Raw genomic sequence first — 14,543 nt, forward strand, 5'->3', positions numbered from 1 at the left:
TGGGAGGCGATAACTATTGCTGCTAGTCGCCGACGCCGCGGGCCTGCAAAGCCTCACCCATGGCGCGCGCTCGCCGGATGGAGCGAATGATAACCGGGGTGCCAAATGCGAGCGGGGACATCCCGGCACCGCGCGCTTTGCGGGCATCTAGGACTTCATAGACGGTTTTAAACATCAACGGGATGAGACGAATAGTCAGTGACATAGCCAAGCTGATGTTTTCTACCGGTATTCCCAGTCGCTTTAGCGGCTGCAGCGATTCTTCCAGCGACTCCATGATTTCATCTACCGTGGAGGTCAGCGTGAGCAAGAAGGCACCCATCATTGCGGCGAAGACATTGAGGAACATCACTGCCGCATAGTCGAAGTCCTTGGCCCACCATTGAAAGCCTGCCAAGGGAACCAGGAAAAAGAGTGGCGGCCAGATCTGACTCCAGGCAATGCGCAGTGGAATCTGGGCGCAAGCATAGAGAAAGACGACGAAAATGACACCGCCTGCTGCCCACGGAATGGACTTGAAAAAGATGCTGGTGACCAGGATAAAGACTAAGAGGAATGCGATCTTCCAGCTAGGTTTGATGCGATGAACAAAGCTGGTGCCATCAACATAGACGGAAAGTGGGAGATTCGTGCGTCGTTGCATGACAATTCTCCCTACAGCGGCCGCTGGGCCATGAGGTCTTGGTAAAAATCTATGACCTCGGCCGGCCGGCCATCCGCGGCGATGCGGTGGTTATCGATGCAAATGACCCGATCAAAATCGCGCAGAAATTCCAGATCGTGCGTGACCACAATCAGTTGCTGTTCCAGTCGCGCGAATTCTCTTTTGATCCGATCGCGGTTGCGCAGATCCAGCAGGGTAGTGGGCTCATCAGCGATGATGAGAATCGGGTCGATGACCATGACCGCTGCTAGCGCGAGTAGTTGCTTTTGTCCGCCAGACAGCGTGTGCGGTGAGCGCTCAGCAAATTCGGCGAGTCCGAAGCGCTCGAGGGCAGCATCCACGCGGGCGAGGCGCTCGTGTTTGGGCAGCTTAAAGCGGCGGAGCGAAAAGGCGACGTCATCGCGCACATTGGGCATGACAATCTGGTTTTCGGCATCCGAAAAGACAAACCCCACCTTTTCGCGCACCTTTTTGCCCTGCTTGGCGACGTCCATCTGGTCCACCGTCACCGTACCTTCACTAGGCTCGCCCAACCCATTAATGAGCCGGGTCAAGGTGGATTTCCCGCCACCATTCTGGCCGATGATGCCAATGCGTTGTTCGGTGAGGGTGAGGTTGATGTCCTCGAGCACCACGGTGTCATCAAAGGCCACCGTGACCGAGGAAAAGTCGATCGTGGGCACTAGGCAGCCTTTCGTCCCATCAGATCAGGGAAGGCCGCGTGAACGCCGAGAGCGATGATGACGGCAACTACAAGCTTTCCGGCATCGACAGGGATGAAGGGCAATTGGGCGGCGAAGGCTGGACCAATGTCCAAGCCGGAGCGGATCATGAGACCAAAGGCGCCGCAGATGTATTGGACGGCAAGGCCGACAATTGCGGCAACGGCAAGTACGACGGCCATGCCGCCCTTGTTCTTAGGGGAGCGGTAGGCAATTGCACCTGCCACTGCTGGCGAGAGAACATAGCCGATGATGTAGCCCGCGGTTGGGCCTGCCAGTGCGCGGAGCGTGGTACCGCCACCTGCCAGAACTGGGAGGGCGAGGCCCAGGAACAAGAAGAGAAGTCCCACGTATCCGCCGCGCTTGCTGCCCAAAATTAGGCCGGCGAGGATGAGCGCTGCGTTTTGCAACACGATGGGCACGCCGGCCGAACCGATGGGGATGGACACGAAGGCAAGGACGATGACGAGAGCGGTAAACACGGCAACATAGGCAATGGTGGTTGCCAGAGAGTTCTTTTTCATGTTCAAGAGGTTAGCACTGCATGAAAAATGCAGACAATTGAGGGTTTTGAACGGTGTTCATCCGCGGCTGATGATTGTGAGGCGGGGCCATTGCGGCGGGCTCCCAATCGACGCTTTCTGGGCCGCTGGCGCCCGTGCTTAAGTGCTGAGTAGGATAGCGCGCATGCGATTGACCGAGTATCACCAGCTCATTGTGGACGAATTTGGCGAGTCTAAGGGAAAGTGGATTAGTTACTCTCATGTCTTGCCCGACCTCGGGGCAACGCCCGATGAGCTTATCGAACGCGGCGTCGATCCGCGTCGCGTCTGGCTGAGCCTGTGCGATGACTTTGATGTACCGAAGGAGCGCAGGTTGGGAGTCGATTACCCAACTTTATAGCGCGGTCGAATTCGGCGGACTGGCGTGTTCACTTTCAAAATTCGAACAGATGTATGTAAGATGGCGGAAGTGTCGATGCAGTCGTCTACAGTGGGATGGCGTTGACGGAGGGAACCGTTTGAGTTCCACGGCAGTCTAATAATGCGTTAGTACATCGTCGTTAAAGATAAGGATGAAAGTTAATGGCAACCAAAAAGAAGTCTTCTTCTGCCGCCTCTAAGGGAGATGACCGCCAAAAGGCCCTCGATGCCGCAATGGCCATGATTGAGAAGGATTACGGCAAAGGCGCTGTGATGCGCCTGGGCGATGACAACCGCCCACCGATTAAGGCCATTTCTTCCGGTAATACCGCAATCGATGTCGCTCTGGGTATTGGCGGTTTCCCGCGCGGGCGCATCGTAGAGATTTATGGCCCGGAGTCTTCTGGTAAGACCACTGTTGCGCTGCACGCTATTGCATCCGCGCAAAAGGATGGCGGCATTGCCGCGTTTATTGACGCCGAGCACGCGCTCGACCCGCAGTATGCTCGCCTGCTTGGCGTGGATACCGATAACCTCTTGGTTTCCCAGCCAGATACCGGCGAACAGGCCTTGGAGATTGCCGATATGCTGGTACGCTCCGGCGCAATTGACATCATCGTCGTTGACTCCGTAGCCGCCCTTACCCCGAAGGCGGAAATTGAAGGTGAGATGGGCGATAGCCACGTCGGCCTCCAGGCCCGCCTGATGTCCCAGGCGCTGCGCAAGATGACCGGTGCCCTGTACAACTCCGGTACCACCGCTATCTTCATTAACCAGCTGCGCGAAAAGATTGGCGTGATGTTCGGCTCGCCAGAGACCACCACCGGTGGTAAGGCGCTCAAGTTCTACTCTTCCGTGCGCTGCGATATCCGCCGCATTCAGACCTTGAAAGACGGCCAAGATGCCATCGGTAACCGCACCAAGCTCAAGGTAGTAAAGAACAAGGTCTCGCCACCATTTAAGATTGCCGAGTTCGACATCATGTATGGCGAAGGCATCTCTCGCGAGTCCTCCATCATTGACCTTGGCGTCGAAAACGGCTTCATCCGCAAGTCCGGCTCCTGGTTTACCTACGAAGGCGACCAGTTGGGCCAGGGTAAGGAGAAGGCGCGTAATTTCCTGAAGGATAATCCGGATCTGGCCAATGAAATCGAGCAGAAGATTTTCCAGAAGCTCGGTATCGGCGAGGCCGCGGCCGAAGGCGAGGAGGGTGCCGCGATGGACGTTCCTGGTGCCGATGACCCATTGACCGATGAGTCCGTTGATCTCGTTCCAAACGTCGATTTTGATGACGACTAAAATCGTCTAGCCCGTCCCCACACGCTCCACGTACCATTTGAATCTGCATCATGAATCAGCCCGCCCCCGAAAAGCTCGCCCAACTCCGTCAGGCCCTCGAGGCCTATGAGAATGGAGCAGCTGGGGGTGGGCTTTTTGATCGAGAGGCAGAAGAAGCCAAGGCCAAGGTCCGCTCTCGGGCGCTGGGTCTTTTGGATCAGCGTTCTAGGTCCCGGAAAGAGCTCTATGACCGTCTAGTAAAGGCCGAGTTTGAGCCAGATGTCGTTGAGGACGTGCTGGATGATTTGGCCCACGCGGGGCTGGTGAACGACGCCGCTTTTGCGCATGAATGGGTGCGCCAACGACATAAGCGGCGCGGCAAGTCCAGCTCGGTTCTCAACAGGGAATTGCGGGAAAAGGGCGTGAGCGAGGCCGACCGTGCTGAGGCCCTCGAGCAAATTGACCCTGCCGATGAACAAGCCATGGCGCAGGCCCTTGCGGAAAAGAAGGCTCGCTCCATTAAATCCGTACCAGAGGATCGCAAGGAGCGCGACAAGGCCCTACGCCGCATCGTAGGTGTGCTGGCACGCCGCGGCTTCCATGAAGGAATGTCGCTACAGATCGCAATCGCAGCGCTTGACGCGCGGTGCGTGGAGCTGCGCGCAGAGGACTGATACGGCCAAGGCAGGGCAGCACCGGAATTACTAAGTCCGGCAGTTATGAGATGCCTAGCTTCATGGCTAAACTATGCCGACGTGGAGCAGACAATCGCAGATAACCGTACCTATGAAGTCCGAACTTTCGGCTGCCAGATGAATGTGCACGATTCCGAGCGCATCTCTGGCCTCTTGGAGGAAGCCGGCTACGCGGCCGCTGGCGAAGGCGTGGAGCCAGATCTCATCGTCTTCAATACCTGCGCCGTGCGCGAAAATGCCGATAAGCGGCTCTACGGCACCTTGGGTGCCTTGAAGAAGACAAAGGAAAATCATCCCGGCATGCAAATTGCCGTGGGTGGTTGCTTGGCGCAGAAAGACAAGGACACCGTCCTAGATAATGCCCCGTGGGTTGACGCTGTCTTTGGCACTCACAATATGGCGGCCCTGCCGACGCTGCTGGAGCGCGCCCGACACAACGATGAAGCCCAGGTAGAAATCGTTGATTCCCTCGAGGCTTTTCCGTCTGTCTTGCCAGCCAAGCGTGAGTCTGCCTATGCCGGCTGGGTTTCTGTTTCTGTAGGCTGCAATAACACCTGCACCTTCTGCATTGTTCCTTCCTTGCGCGGCAAGGAAGAGGATCGCCGGCCCGGCGATATCTTGGCCGAGGTCAAAGCCTTGGTGGACCAGGGCGTATCCGAGGTCACCCTGCTGGGGCAAAACGTCAATGCCTATGGCGTCAATTTCGCCGATCCCAACATGCCACGCGACCGTTTCGCCTTTTCTAAGCTTTTGCGTGAGGTAGGCAAGATCGAAAGCCTTGAACGCCTGCGCTTTACCTCCCCGCACCCAGCGGAGTTTACTTCGGACGTCATCGACGCCATGGCCGAGACCCCTGCCGTATGCCCGCAGTTGCATATGCCGCTGCAGTCTGGCTCCGACAAGGTCCTTAAGGATATGCGCCGTTCCTACCGTACTAAGAAGTTCCTGCGGATTTTGGACGAGGTACGGGACAAGATTCCGCACGCCGCAATCACGACCGATATCATCGTGGGCTTCCCAGGCGAGACCGAGGAAGACTTCCAAGACACCATGGAGCTTGTGCGCCGCGCTCGCTTTGCCTCGGCCTTTACCTTCCAGTATTCGCCGCGTCCGGGAACCCCGGCTGCGGAAATGGAGGACCAGATTCCCAAGGAGATCGTCCAGGATCGTTTCGAGCGTCTCGTTGCCCTGCAAGATAGCATCCAGGCCGAGGAAAACAAGAAGCTCATCGGCACGGATGTGGAGCTTTTGGTGCAGGCCGAAGGCGGCCGCAAGAACGATGAAACCCACCGCATGACCGGCCGCGCCCGCGATGGCCGCCTAGTGCATTTCACCCCGGTTGACTCTGACGGCACGGATATTTCGGCGGAGATTCGCCCGGGCGATGTGGTGCATACCCAGGTCACCGGTGCGGGCTCCTTCTTCTTGCTTGCCGACGCCGCCGTGACCTCCCACACCCGCACCAAGGCCGGCGACATGTCCGCTGCCGGGGAAACGCCTACCACCGCACCCATCGGCGTCGGTCTGGGATTGCCGTCGATTGGCAAGCCCGCGGCCGCCGATTCCGGCGATTCCTGCGGTTGCTAGCAGGGGAGTAGGCTAGGGAGCCATGACTGAGGAACATTCGACCACCGCAGCCCACAATGCAGCTAACGCTGAGCGGAGAGCAGCTCAAACAATGGACCTCGGCGGTCACAAGGTCACGCTGTGCATTGCAGTGGTGGCGTATATCCTCTACCTGATTTTGCCCTACGCCGGTCCGGCCCATGGTTGGGAGGCATTGACCTTTGGCACCACGTCAAGTGGCGTGAGGATTTCCATCATGGAAACCGTCTCCGCGTGGCTCGCGCTCATTGGGTTGGGCATTCTTACTCCGGTGACGCTGTTCACCCGCCGCGCCACTCCTGGGCTGATTGCATGGATGCTGGTGACGGTGTCCTTCTTTGCCAACCTATGGGGCTTCTGGTTTCGTGGCTCTACCGCCGACGGGGCGTCGCTGGGAATGTGGGTAGGAATGCTAGCTACCTTCCTAGCATTTCTGGCCTATAGCACGGTGGCGCTGCGCCGCAGCCCAGAGCAGAAGGCCGCCGAAGCCCGCGTGCGCGCCACCGCCGGACAGCTCGATGAGGTGGGCGAATTTCAATCCAGGATTGACGCGGCACCGCAGCGGGAGCCACTGGCGGACAATCGCCGCAAGCAAGCCGCCGAACGCCACCGCGCCCAACGCGGCGAGTAGTAGGCCTACCGCCGCTAATCCTGCAGCCGCAACTCCCACGCGGAAGAGCGGGAAAGTTCCCGGGCACCCAGGCTGCGGTAAATGGCATTCATTGCAGCGTCCTTGGCGGCAACGGAACAATAGCAGCGCCGTACCCGCGGCCAATAGTGCGCCACCTCATGCAGCGCTGTGAGCTTCGCTAGCTGCGCAAGTCCACGGCGGCGGTGCGGGCGATCGGTCACAGTCAGAGTCCACTCGCATACTTCAGGATTCGCGTCCTCGTGCCGAGCCATTTCCGCCAGCGCGAGGATTTTTCCCTCCTCACCGGTGAGTGCGACAAGAAGCATGTGCCCGCGACGAGAGCGCAGCCGGCTGTGCGCTTCGCGCAATCGAGCACGCGTCCACACGATGGGCTCCACCGTCAGATCCCCGGTCTCCGCGTCCTTGGACGCTAGGCTAAGCAGCCGCATGACCTCGTCGAGGTAGTCCTCAGGGATGTCGTAATCCGGCCAGACTCGGGCCGTGATTCCCGCTGGGAGCAGTGCTGCGACCGGGCTTTCGGGGATGTCCATCACCAGCTGGTGCTCCGCATGCCTTTGCGTAAATCCCAACTCGCGGTAGATGCTGCCCATAGCGTCGTAGTCTGGATCCGCGCCCGGCGGGTGCAATAATCCCACGTGCGCTACGGTGCGGCCGAGCTGCCGGGCCAGCTCCAGCGCCTTCGTACCCATCCACTCGGCAACCTTGCGCCCTTCCTCATCGAGCTGTTCGCCAGGAAGGGGCAAATCGCATAGCACGCATTCAATCTCTGCTGCCTCGCGCTCTTCCAACAGCGGCAGGCTGATGTGGATGAACCCGAGGTAATCCAGCTCCGGGCTCGGCTCCACCGAGGGGATGAGCGGCAGTCCCAGCTCAGAAACCTCACCAAGGGTGGAGTCGCCGTCCACTACGGCAAAGAGATGGGTCTGTGATTCGCTAGAACCCTGCAGACGCTGGACCACGCGGCCCGGCGACGTCGATGCCGCGGCGTCGCCGCTGGCCTCTTGGGCCGCCAAGTTGGCCCAAAAGACGAAGCTGCGAATGCAGTCCGCAGGTTCGGCGGGCCGGGCGTCAGTGCTAGGCGAGTGCGGCGGCCGCGGTGGCCGCGCAATGTGGACGAGGTGCACTACTTATCGTTAACGGCGTTAGCGGCGGCGTCGGCAAAAGCCTGCCACTGCTCGGCCTGGGCGCGCAGATCAGCGGCCTTTTTCTCATTGCCCTTGGCCTCAGCTGCCTCGGCCTGGGAGTTAAACTCATCGACCTTAGCCTGGAACTGCGCCACGCGTGCTTGCGCTTCTGGGTCGGTACGGCGCCACTCGGACTTTTCCGCGTCAGCGACGCGCTGCTCCAGCGCCTCAATCTTGGACTCGTACTCGCGCACCTGCTTGCGGGGAACGAAGCCAATCTCTTCCCACTTTTCCTGCAGCTCGCGCAGCTTAGCCTTCGCACCCTCGATTCCCTTGGACGGGTCGATCTGGCCGTCGTATTCCGCAATCAAGGCGTCCTTGGCCTTGGCATTTTCTGCAAACTCGCGGTCGCGCTCGTCATTGACGGCATTGCGGGCATTGAAGAACTTGTCCTGGGCGGCGCGGAAGCGGGCCCAAAGCTTATCGTCCACGTCGCGCGGGGCGCGGCCGGCGGCCTTCCACTCGGTCATCAAATCTCGGTAGGCGCGGGCGGTGGGTCCCCACTCGGTGGAATCCTGGATGGCCTCGGCACGCTCGACGAGTTCTTCCTTCTTCTTGCGGGCAACCGCACGGGCGCGGTCCAGCTCGGCAAAGTGGGAGCCCCGACGGCGGTTGAAGGAGTCGCGGGCGCGAGAGTAGCGCTTCCATAGGGCATCGTCGGTCTTGCGATCAATGCCCTTAATCTGCTTCCACTCTTCTAAGATGGCCCGGATGCGGTCACCGGCGGCCTTCCATTCGGTGGAGTTTTCAGCAATCTCTTCTGCTTCCGCCGCCAGCTTCTCCTTGGCAGCAATAGCTTCCTCGCGGCGACGCTCCTTATCGGCCTGCGCCTGCTCGCCGGCTTCTACCGAGTGCTCAATGACGGCAACAAGGCGGCGGTCAAGTGCTGCGATATCACCGATAACCGCAGCGGTAGGCAGGGTTTCGCGTAATTGCGCTGCGGTCTTCTTGATGCCAGCGGCCTCGCTGGGGTTGGCGCGCAGGCGCGCCTCGAGCAGTTCAATTTCGGTGGAGAGATCGTCGTAGCGCGCGCCGTAGTGCTGTAGGCCCTCCTCGGGGGTGCCGGCCTGCCATTCGCCAATCTTGCGTTCGCCCTCCGGAGCGGAAACGAAGACGGAACCATCCGCGTCGACGCGGCCCCATTTAGCCGGGTCATTCTTGCTTGGAGCCTGTACGGGAACAGGCTTTGCGGTGGGACGAGGGCCCTTCTTGGGCATGGAACCTGGGGTAGGGATGGGAGACATGACAAGCCCTCCTATGCATAGATCGCCGCGCGTCACGGCTGCCGAATAAAATCACTGGATACATTACCGCGAATATTCCGCGCGTGCCCAGATTCTATTTAATTACCTCCACTTGGGTAGATAGTATGGAGGAATAATGTTCAATCTCATGGTAATGCCAGCCTCACCCGCGCTGGCCGTGGAGCTTTCCTCCAATGACGCCGCCTCCCGCGCACTGCTTGCCGCTGCCCGCACCCTTGCGGTGGAAGCTGCGGCCGCCGGCATAACGCAGGTAGATATCGTCGGCAGCCAGGACAATCGCTGGTACACCGCCCACACCGGCAGCTTAAAGGCGTGGGGTGCAGCCACGAACCTAGGCGGCGGCAATTATCTACCCGAGATTATGGCCCGGTACGTGCTGCACAGTGTGCCGCAGCTTAACGCCCGCGCTAGCCGGGAGCACATCGGCCAGCCGGATCCGGCGGCGCTGACCATCGTCGTGGCAGATGGCAGCGCGGGCTTGACCGAGCGCGCCCCCTTGGCGCTCGTTCCCGGTGCCCAGGAAGCGCACGAGTGGTGCGAGGAGGTGCTCATGGGGGCGTCGGCAAGCAAGGCAGGCGAGTGGCTTTCCCAGCGCGGTGTGGTTGAGCCCGCACTGTGGGAGGAGTTAGCAGGACTACAGCCAAAGAAGGCGCAATTGCTGGCCACCGACGCCACCTTGGGCGTCGGCCGCTACGTTGCAGGATGGGAGGTCTAATGCGCCCCATTGCAGTGTTTGGACCCACCGCCTCCGGCAAATCTGCGCTGGGGTTGGCGCTGGCGCAGGAGCTAGACGGCGAGGTGGTCAACGTCGATTCCATGCAGCTCTACCGCGGCATGGACATTGGCACCGCCAAGCTCACCCCTGCCGAGCGCGAAGGAATCCCGCACCACCAGCTCGATGTGTGGGACGTGGCCGAAACCGCCTCTGTGGCGCGCTACCAGCGCGATGCCATCGCGGACGTGGAAGGCATCATGGCCCGCGGCAAGACGCCAATCTTGGTCGGCGGCTCCATGCTATATGCCCAGGCGCTTGTCGACGACTGGCAGTTCCCACCCACCGACCCCGCCGTCCGCGCCAAGTATGAGGCCCGGCGTGTAGAAATCGGGACCGATGCCCTGCACGAGGAGCTGGCGCAGGTGGATCCGGCCGCGGCCGCCATCATTGAAGATAAGGACCCACGGCGCACCGTGCGCGCCCTGGAGGTCATTGAGTTGACCGGCAAGCCCTATAAAGCCAGCCAACCGCCGAAGGACGCCCCGCCGCGGTGGGGTACCCGTTTGCTCGGCCTGCGCACCACCGCAGATTGGCTTAACCCGCGCATCGAGCTACGTACCCGCCAGATGTTTGAGCGCGGGCTCATCGAGGAAGTCGAGCGCCTCCAAGCCCAGGGCTTGGTGGCCGATTCCACGGCCGGGCGTGCCATAGGCTATGCGCAGGTATTCCAAGCCCAGCGCGGCGAACTTACGTGGAATGAGGCCGTCGAGCGCACAATTACCGGGACACGGCGCTACGTGCGCCGCCAACGTTCCTGGTTCAACCGCGATAAGCGGATCGTGTGGCTGGATGCCGCGGGCGATACGACCGCCCAGGCGCTGCGCGCGCTAGGGTAGGGAGCATGAAATTTGCCAAGGGTCATGGAACTGAGAACGACTTTGTCATCGTCGAAGACCACGCGGCCGCCACGCCGCTTGCCCCCGAGCGCGTAGCGGCGCTGTGTGATCGCCGCGCCGGTATCGGCGGCGATGGTGTGCTGCGCGTCGTGCGCGCCGAGGCGTTGCTCGCGGCCGGGGAAATCGAGTCGCTGCCCGAGGGCATCGCGTCCAATGACTGGTTCATGGATTATCGCAACGCCGATGGTTCCGTGGCCGAAATGTGCGGCAATGGCACCCGCGTTTTCGCCCACTGGCTGCGCTCGCGCGGCCTCGTGGAAAAAGACGAGTTCACCATCGGTACCCGCGCCGGCGCCAAGCGCGTGACGGTGCACTCGTGCGATGAGCACGCGGCTGAGGTCACCGTGGAGATGGGACCGGCCGAAGTAACGGGTGTATCCACCGCGTCTATGGCCGGGGAGAGCTACGCCGGTCTAGGCATTGACATGGGCAATCCCCACCTCGCGGCCGTGGTGCCGGGGCTGGACGCCGAAGGCCTTGCAGCCAAGACTTTCGAGCAGCCCGTCATTGATGATTCTTTCTTCCCCGCCGGCGTGAATGTTGAGGTCGTGACCCCGCTGCGCGATGGCCACGTGCATATGCGCGTCTTTGAGCGCGGGGTAGGAGAGACCCGCTCCTGCGGCACCGGCACCGTGGCGGCCGCGACCGCCGCGCTTGCCGACGCCGCCGTTGACCACACCACCAACCCTCACGGCACCGTGCACGTACACGTCCCCGGCGGGGAAGTGACAGTGGACATCTACGAGGGTGGTTCGCGCCTGACCGGCCCGTCCGCCATCGTCGCCACCGGCGAGACCTCCCTTTAGACCGCGTCGGGCCCGACGCGCGCGGTGAGTACTTAGGCGCTGCGCCCTTCGCCTTCCTCTTTCTCGAATGCTTGCTCTTCGAGGGCTTGGCGGCGCAGGGCGCGATTTTTTACTTCGTTCTTTTCATACTTCGGCCCGAGCGCAAAAGCGGCGCGGCGGGCCAATAGCCATGTTTCCTTGAGCTCGCGAGCCCGTCCATCGGTCACCTTGAGCAAGGACTCCAGCTCGTTGGTGCTGACCTCTTCCGCATTCACGCGCAGATTCAACCGGCGCAGGAATCGCCGGGCACCCGAAATCTCATAGTGGAAGGCTTCGATGGTGGGGTCGGAGCAATCCAGATCTAAAAGCGCCGGCCGGTAGAGCGTGCGGTCAGCGATCTTCTCGGCCGTCTCGGAGGACCGGAAGTCTTCGTACTCCGCCAAGACGTCCTCAATATCTTCGGCCGAGAGCCGAATAGAGCTGCGCAGCGCCGCCTGCTCCGAGGCGTCCGGCCGGGTGTGGAGCATAAGCAGCGCCGCCGCGATAAGTAGTGCCGCGATGAAAACCCCGGGAAGTTTTAGGGTTGCCACAACCGCCACTGATCCCACCAGGATCAGCGCGAGAACCAGCACACGCCGGTTTCTCGCATTTTCCGGGAAGGGCATCCACACAGCTATTTCACCAGACCTTTGCGTCAGTTCTTAGTGGCCTCCGCAGCCGCAGCCACCAGAGCCGCAACCGCAGCCAGCGCCGTCGCCGCAGCCACCGCTGGGCATTTCAATAGAAGCCGTCAGCAGGGCGGTGCCGGCCACGATAGAGTCCTTAGCAGGCAGCTCGTCGCTACCCGCAGGCAGGCAGAGATCGAAGGGGAAGAGGCCATCCATGACGAGGTGGGCGAATTTCTCGCCGGTTAGCTCATTGGTACGCCACTCGGATTCCATGACGCGGGCCGCAAAAGTCGCGGCCGGGGTAGGAACCTCCGCGCCAGAGCCGGAGGAGATAACCTTCGCCCCCGCGGACTCAAAGAGCGCCGGGAACTCGCCCTCGGCCGCCTCATAGGCATCGGCAGACTCGTAGGTGCGGACATCGAGGCCCATGGCGGTGAGGGAGATTTGCTGCCATTGCTGCAAGGGTTCGTCGGCAAGCAAAGGCCCCTGCGCCAGGTTCGCGGTGGCCTGGGCGATGGTGGTGCCGAAAGGATCGATAATTTCCAGCAGGGCAAGAACATCGTTGACCATCTCTACGTGGGCGAACCCCTGTGTCACGGCATCGAAGCCAATGTAGGTAGCAAAAGGCTCCACCGCGAGAATATTGAGTTGCGCGCCCGATGGATCGGTGAACTGGATCAGCTGGCCACCGCGTACCTCACCGGTAACGGCCAAGCGATCGCTAGCGATGGCGGCCTCGACGGCATCCTGCCAGCGCTCGAAATTGAGGCCGATGGCCTGCATCTCGGTATTCTGCTTCACCCCAGTGTCCTTATCGTTCATGCCCGCCATTGTATCGCCTTGTGCAGCCAGCTAAGAATCCGCAATTCCCGCTTTCGGCCGCAACATGCCAAAATGAAAGGTAGTATGACCGAATTTTCCCAGCACAATAACGACGATCTCCTCGCCCGCGCGTTCCGCGATAACGACGCCCCGGCCGTGCCAGACGCAACACCCACCACAGGTGACCTTGACCTGGCAGAGCGTAACGCCTTCCGTCGCGTTACCCGTGAGACCACCATCCGCGCCGAAGACACCACCGATGGCTACGAGGTGGAGTACCGTAAGCTGCGCCTCGAGCGCGTCATTTTGGTCGGCGTGTGGACCGAAGGCACCGTGGCCGAAGTCGAAGCCACCATGGATGAGCTCGCGGCGCTGACCGAGACCGCCGGCGCCGAAGTCGTGGAGATGATCTACCAAAAGCGCGATAAGCCGGATTCCGGCACCTTCATCGGCTCCGGCAAGGTCAAGGAATTGCGCGACATCGTCGAGGCGACCGGCGCCGATACCGTGGTGTGCGATGGCGAGCTCAACCCCGGCCAGCTCACCGCTCTCGAGCGCGCGCTTAACACCAAGGTCATTGACCGCACGATGCTCATCCTTGACATCTTTGCCCAGCACGCCAAGTCCAAAGAGGGCAAGGCGCAGGTCTCCTTGGCGCAGCTGGAATATCTCTATACCCATACCCGTGGTTGGGGCGGCAACCTTTCGCGCCAGGCGGGCGGCCGCGCCGGCTCCAACGGCGGCGTCGGCCTGCGTGGTCCCGGTGAGACCAAGATTGAGACGGACCGCCGCCGCATCCGCACGGAGATGGCCCGGCTGCGCAAGGAGCTGCGCGCTATGAAGACCGCCCGTGAGGTTAAGCGTTCCAAGCGCCAGCGCTCAACCATCGCGCAGATAGCCATAGCCGGCTACACCAACGCCGGAAAGTCTTCGCTCATTAACGCCATGACCGGCGCCGGCGTGCTGGTGGAGGACGCACTCTTTGCCACGTTGGACCCCACGACTCGCCGTGCCACGCTTGCCGACGGCCGCCAGGTCGTCTTCACCGACACCGTCGGCTTTGTCCGCCACTTGCCCACGCAGCTGGTCGAGGCGTTCAAATCCACCCTGGAGGAGGTGCTGGCCGCCGATATTATGTTGCACGTGGTCGATGGCTCTGACCCCTTCCCGCTCAAGCAGATTGAGGCCGTCAACCAGGTCATCTATGACATTGTCGCGGAAACCGGCGAGCAAGCACCGCCCGAAATTATTGTGATCAATAAGATCGACCAGGCCGACCCGCTAGTGCTCGCCGAGTTGCGTCACGTACTCGACCACGAGGACGTCGTCTACGTATCCGCGCGCACGGGCGAGGGAATTGACGAGCTTACTGCGCGCGTAGAGCTTTTCCTCAACTCCCGCGATAGCCACGTTAAACTGCAGGTTCCCTTCACCCGCGGCGATATTGTGGCGCGCGTACACGCCGAGGGCACGGTGCGCCACGAGGAATATACGGCCGATGGCACGCTTGTCGACGTCCGCCTTCCCGCCCCCACCGCCCGCGAACTCGCCGAATTCATCGTGTAGGAAGTTTCTTAAAACCGGCTCCGGTGATCCATAATTAAGGCTC

16 protein-coding genes are annotated in these 14,543 nt (G+C 61.1%); 9 read left to right on the forward strand and 7 right to left on the reverse strand.

All coding sequences use genetic code 11. From position 1 onward, the window contains the following. Positions 1-22: 22 nt before the first annotated feature. The 3 genes from I6J28_RS07035 to I6J28_RS07045 are packed head-to-tail and all read right to left on the reverse strand — an operon-like array spanning position 23 to position 1,910. Positions 23-643 carry an energy-coupling factor transporter transmembrane component T family protein gene (locus I6J28_RS07035; protein ID WP_204608664.1) on the reverse strand — a complete coding sequence of 207 codons (621 nt, stop codon included), beginning with the start codon at positions 641-643 and terminating at the stop codon, positions 23-25. Positions 644-654: 11 nt separating this feature from the next. Then, complete coding sequence (locus tag I6J28_RS07040) at positions 655-1,347, reverse strand: energy-coupling factor ABC transporter ATP-binding protein (RefSeq protein WP_204608666.1); 693 nt, start codon at positions 1,345-1,347, stop codon at positions 655-657. Further along, entirely contained in the window at positions 1,347-1,910 is a 564-nt protein-coding gene (locus I6J28_RS07045) for a biotin transporter BioY (RefSeq protein ID WP_204608668.1), read from the reverse strand. Before I6J28_RS07045 ends, I6J28_RS07040 begins: the two co-directional genes overlap by 1 nt. A gap of 163 nt (positions 1,911-2,073) precedes the next feature. On the opposite strand from I6J28_RS07045, the gene I6J28_RS07050 reads away from it, so the two are divergent. From I6J28_RS07050 to I6J28_RS07070, 5 genes are all read left to right on the forward strand, one after another. Next, positions 2,074-2,289: a DUF3046 domain-containing protein gene (locus I6J28_RS07050; RefSeq protein WP_204608670.1), complete on the forward strand. Its 216-nt coding sequence runs from the start codon at positions 2,074-2,076 to the stop codon at positions 2,287-2,289. A gap of 182 nt (positions 2,290-2,471) precedes the next feature. Then, complete coding sequence (recA, locus tag I6J28_RS07055) at positions 2,472-3,608, forward strand: recombinase RecA (protein WP_005328639.1); 1,137 nt, start codon at positions 2,472-2,474, stop codon at positions 3,606-3,608. A gap of 50 nt (positions 3,609-3,658) precedes the next feature. Further along, entirely contained in the window at positions 3,659-4,261 is a 603-nt protein-coding gene (recX, locus tag I6J28_RS07060) for a recombination regulator RecX (RefSeq protein ID WP_204608672.1), read from the forward strand. Positions 4,262-4,306: 45 nt separating this feature from the next. Further along, on the forward strand, positions 4,307-5,869 hold the full coding sequence (miaB, locus tag I6J28_RS07065; RefSeq protein ID WP_204608674.1) for a tRNA (N6-isopentenyl adenosine(37)-C2)-methylthiotransferase MiaB: 1,563 nt from the start codon (positions 4,307-4,309) through the stop codon (positions 5,867-5,869). A 22-nt stretch (positions 5,870-5,891) separates the two neighbouring features. Next, complete coding sequence (locus I6J28_RS07070; RefSeq protein WP_239228334.1) at positions 5,892-6,518, forward strand: Rv2732c family membrane protein; 627 nt, start codon at positions 5,892-5,894, stop codon at positions 6,516-6,518. 14 nt (positions 6,519-6,532) lie between these two features. Here the strand turns inward: I6J28_RS07070 and I6J28_RS07075 are convergent, their stop codons facing one another. Together I6J28_RS07075 and I6J28_RS07080 are read right to left on the reverse strand one after the other, a co-directional pair. Continuing rightward, on the reverse strand, positions 6,533-7,663 hold the full coding sequence (locus I6J28_RS07075; RefSeq protein WP_239454575.1) for a GNAT family N-acetyltransferase: 1,131 nt from the start codon (positions 7,661-7,663) through the stop codon (positions 6,533-6,535). After that, positions 7,663-8,967 carry a DUF349 domain-containing protein gene (locus tag I6J28_RS07080; RefSeq protein WP_204608676.1) on the reverse strand — a complete coding sequence of 435 codons (1,305 nt, stop codon included), beginning with the start codon at positions 8,965-8,967 and terminating at the stop codon, positions 7,663-7,665. Before I6J28_RS07080 ends, I6J28_RS07075 begins: the two co-directional genes overlap by 1 nt. 136 nt (positions 8,968-9,103) lie before the next feature. Between I6J28_RS07080 and I6J28_RS07085 the strand changes: the two genes are divergently transcribed. Genes I6J28_RS07085 through dapF form a run of 3 tightly spaced genes read left to right on the forward strand, consistent with a single transcriptional unit; the run spans position 9,104 to position 11,465 of the window. After that, positions 9,104-9,703, forward strand: a complete 600-nt coding sequence (locus I6J28_RS07085) for a hypothetical protein (RefSeq protein ID WP_204608679.1) — start codon at positions 9,104-9,106, stop codon at positions 9,701-9,703. Next, entirely contained in the window at positions 9,691-10,599 is a 909-nt protein-coding gene (gene miaA, locus I6J28_RS07090) for a tRNA (adenosine(37)-N6)-dimethylallyltransferase MiaA (RefSeq protein ID WP_204608681.1), read from the forward strand. Before I6J28_RS07085 ends, miaA begins: the two co-directional genes overlap by 13 nt. 5 nt (positions 10,600-10,604) lie before the next feature. Further along, positions 10,605-11,465, forward strand: a complete 861-nt coding sequence (gene dapF, locus I6J28_RS07095) for a diaminopimelate epimerase (protein WP_204608684.1) — start codon at positions 10,605-10,607, stop codon at positions 11,463-11,465. A 32-nt stretch (positions 11,466-11,497) separates the two neighbouring features. Here dapF and I6J28_RS07100 read toward each other — a convergent pair whose 3' ends face one another. Together I6J28_RS07100 and I6J28_RS07105 are read right to left on the reverse strand one after the other, a co-directional pair. Beyond that, the gene (locus I6J28_RS07100) at positions 11,498-12,109 is read right to left on the reverse strand and encodes a hypothetical protein (RefSeq protein WP_204611426.1); all 612 of its coding nucleotides are present in this window, start codon (positions 12,107-12,109) and stop codon (positions 11,498-11,500) included. Positions 12,110-12,145: 36 nt separating this feature from the next. Then, positions 12,146-12,943 (reverse strand): hypothetical protein, encoded by a 798-nt coding sequence (locus I6J28_RS07105; RefSeq protein WP_204608687.1) that lies wholly within the window; start codon positions 12,941-12,943, stop codon positions 12,146-12,148. Positions 12,944-13,018: 75 nt separating this feature from the next. Between I6J28_RS07105 and hflX the strand changes: the two genes are divergently transcribed. Then, positions 13,019-14,500, forward strand: a complete 1,482-nt coding sequence (gene hflX / locus I6J28_RS07110; RefSeq protein ID WP_204608690.1) for a GTPase HflX — start codon at positions 13,019-13,021, stop codon at positions 14,498-14,500. Positions 14,501-14,543 lie beyond the last annotated feature (43 nt).

This window comes from Corynebacterium tuberculostearicum (assembly GCF_016894265.1).
Lineage (GTDB): Bacteria > Actinomycetota > Actinomycetes > Mycobacteriales > Mycobacteriaceae > Corynebacterium > Corynebacterium tuberculostearicum_D.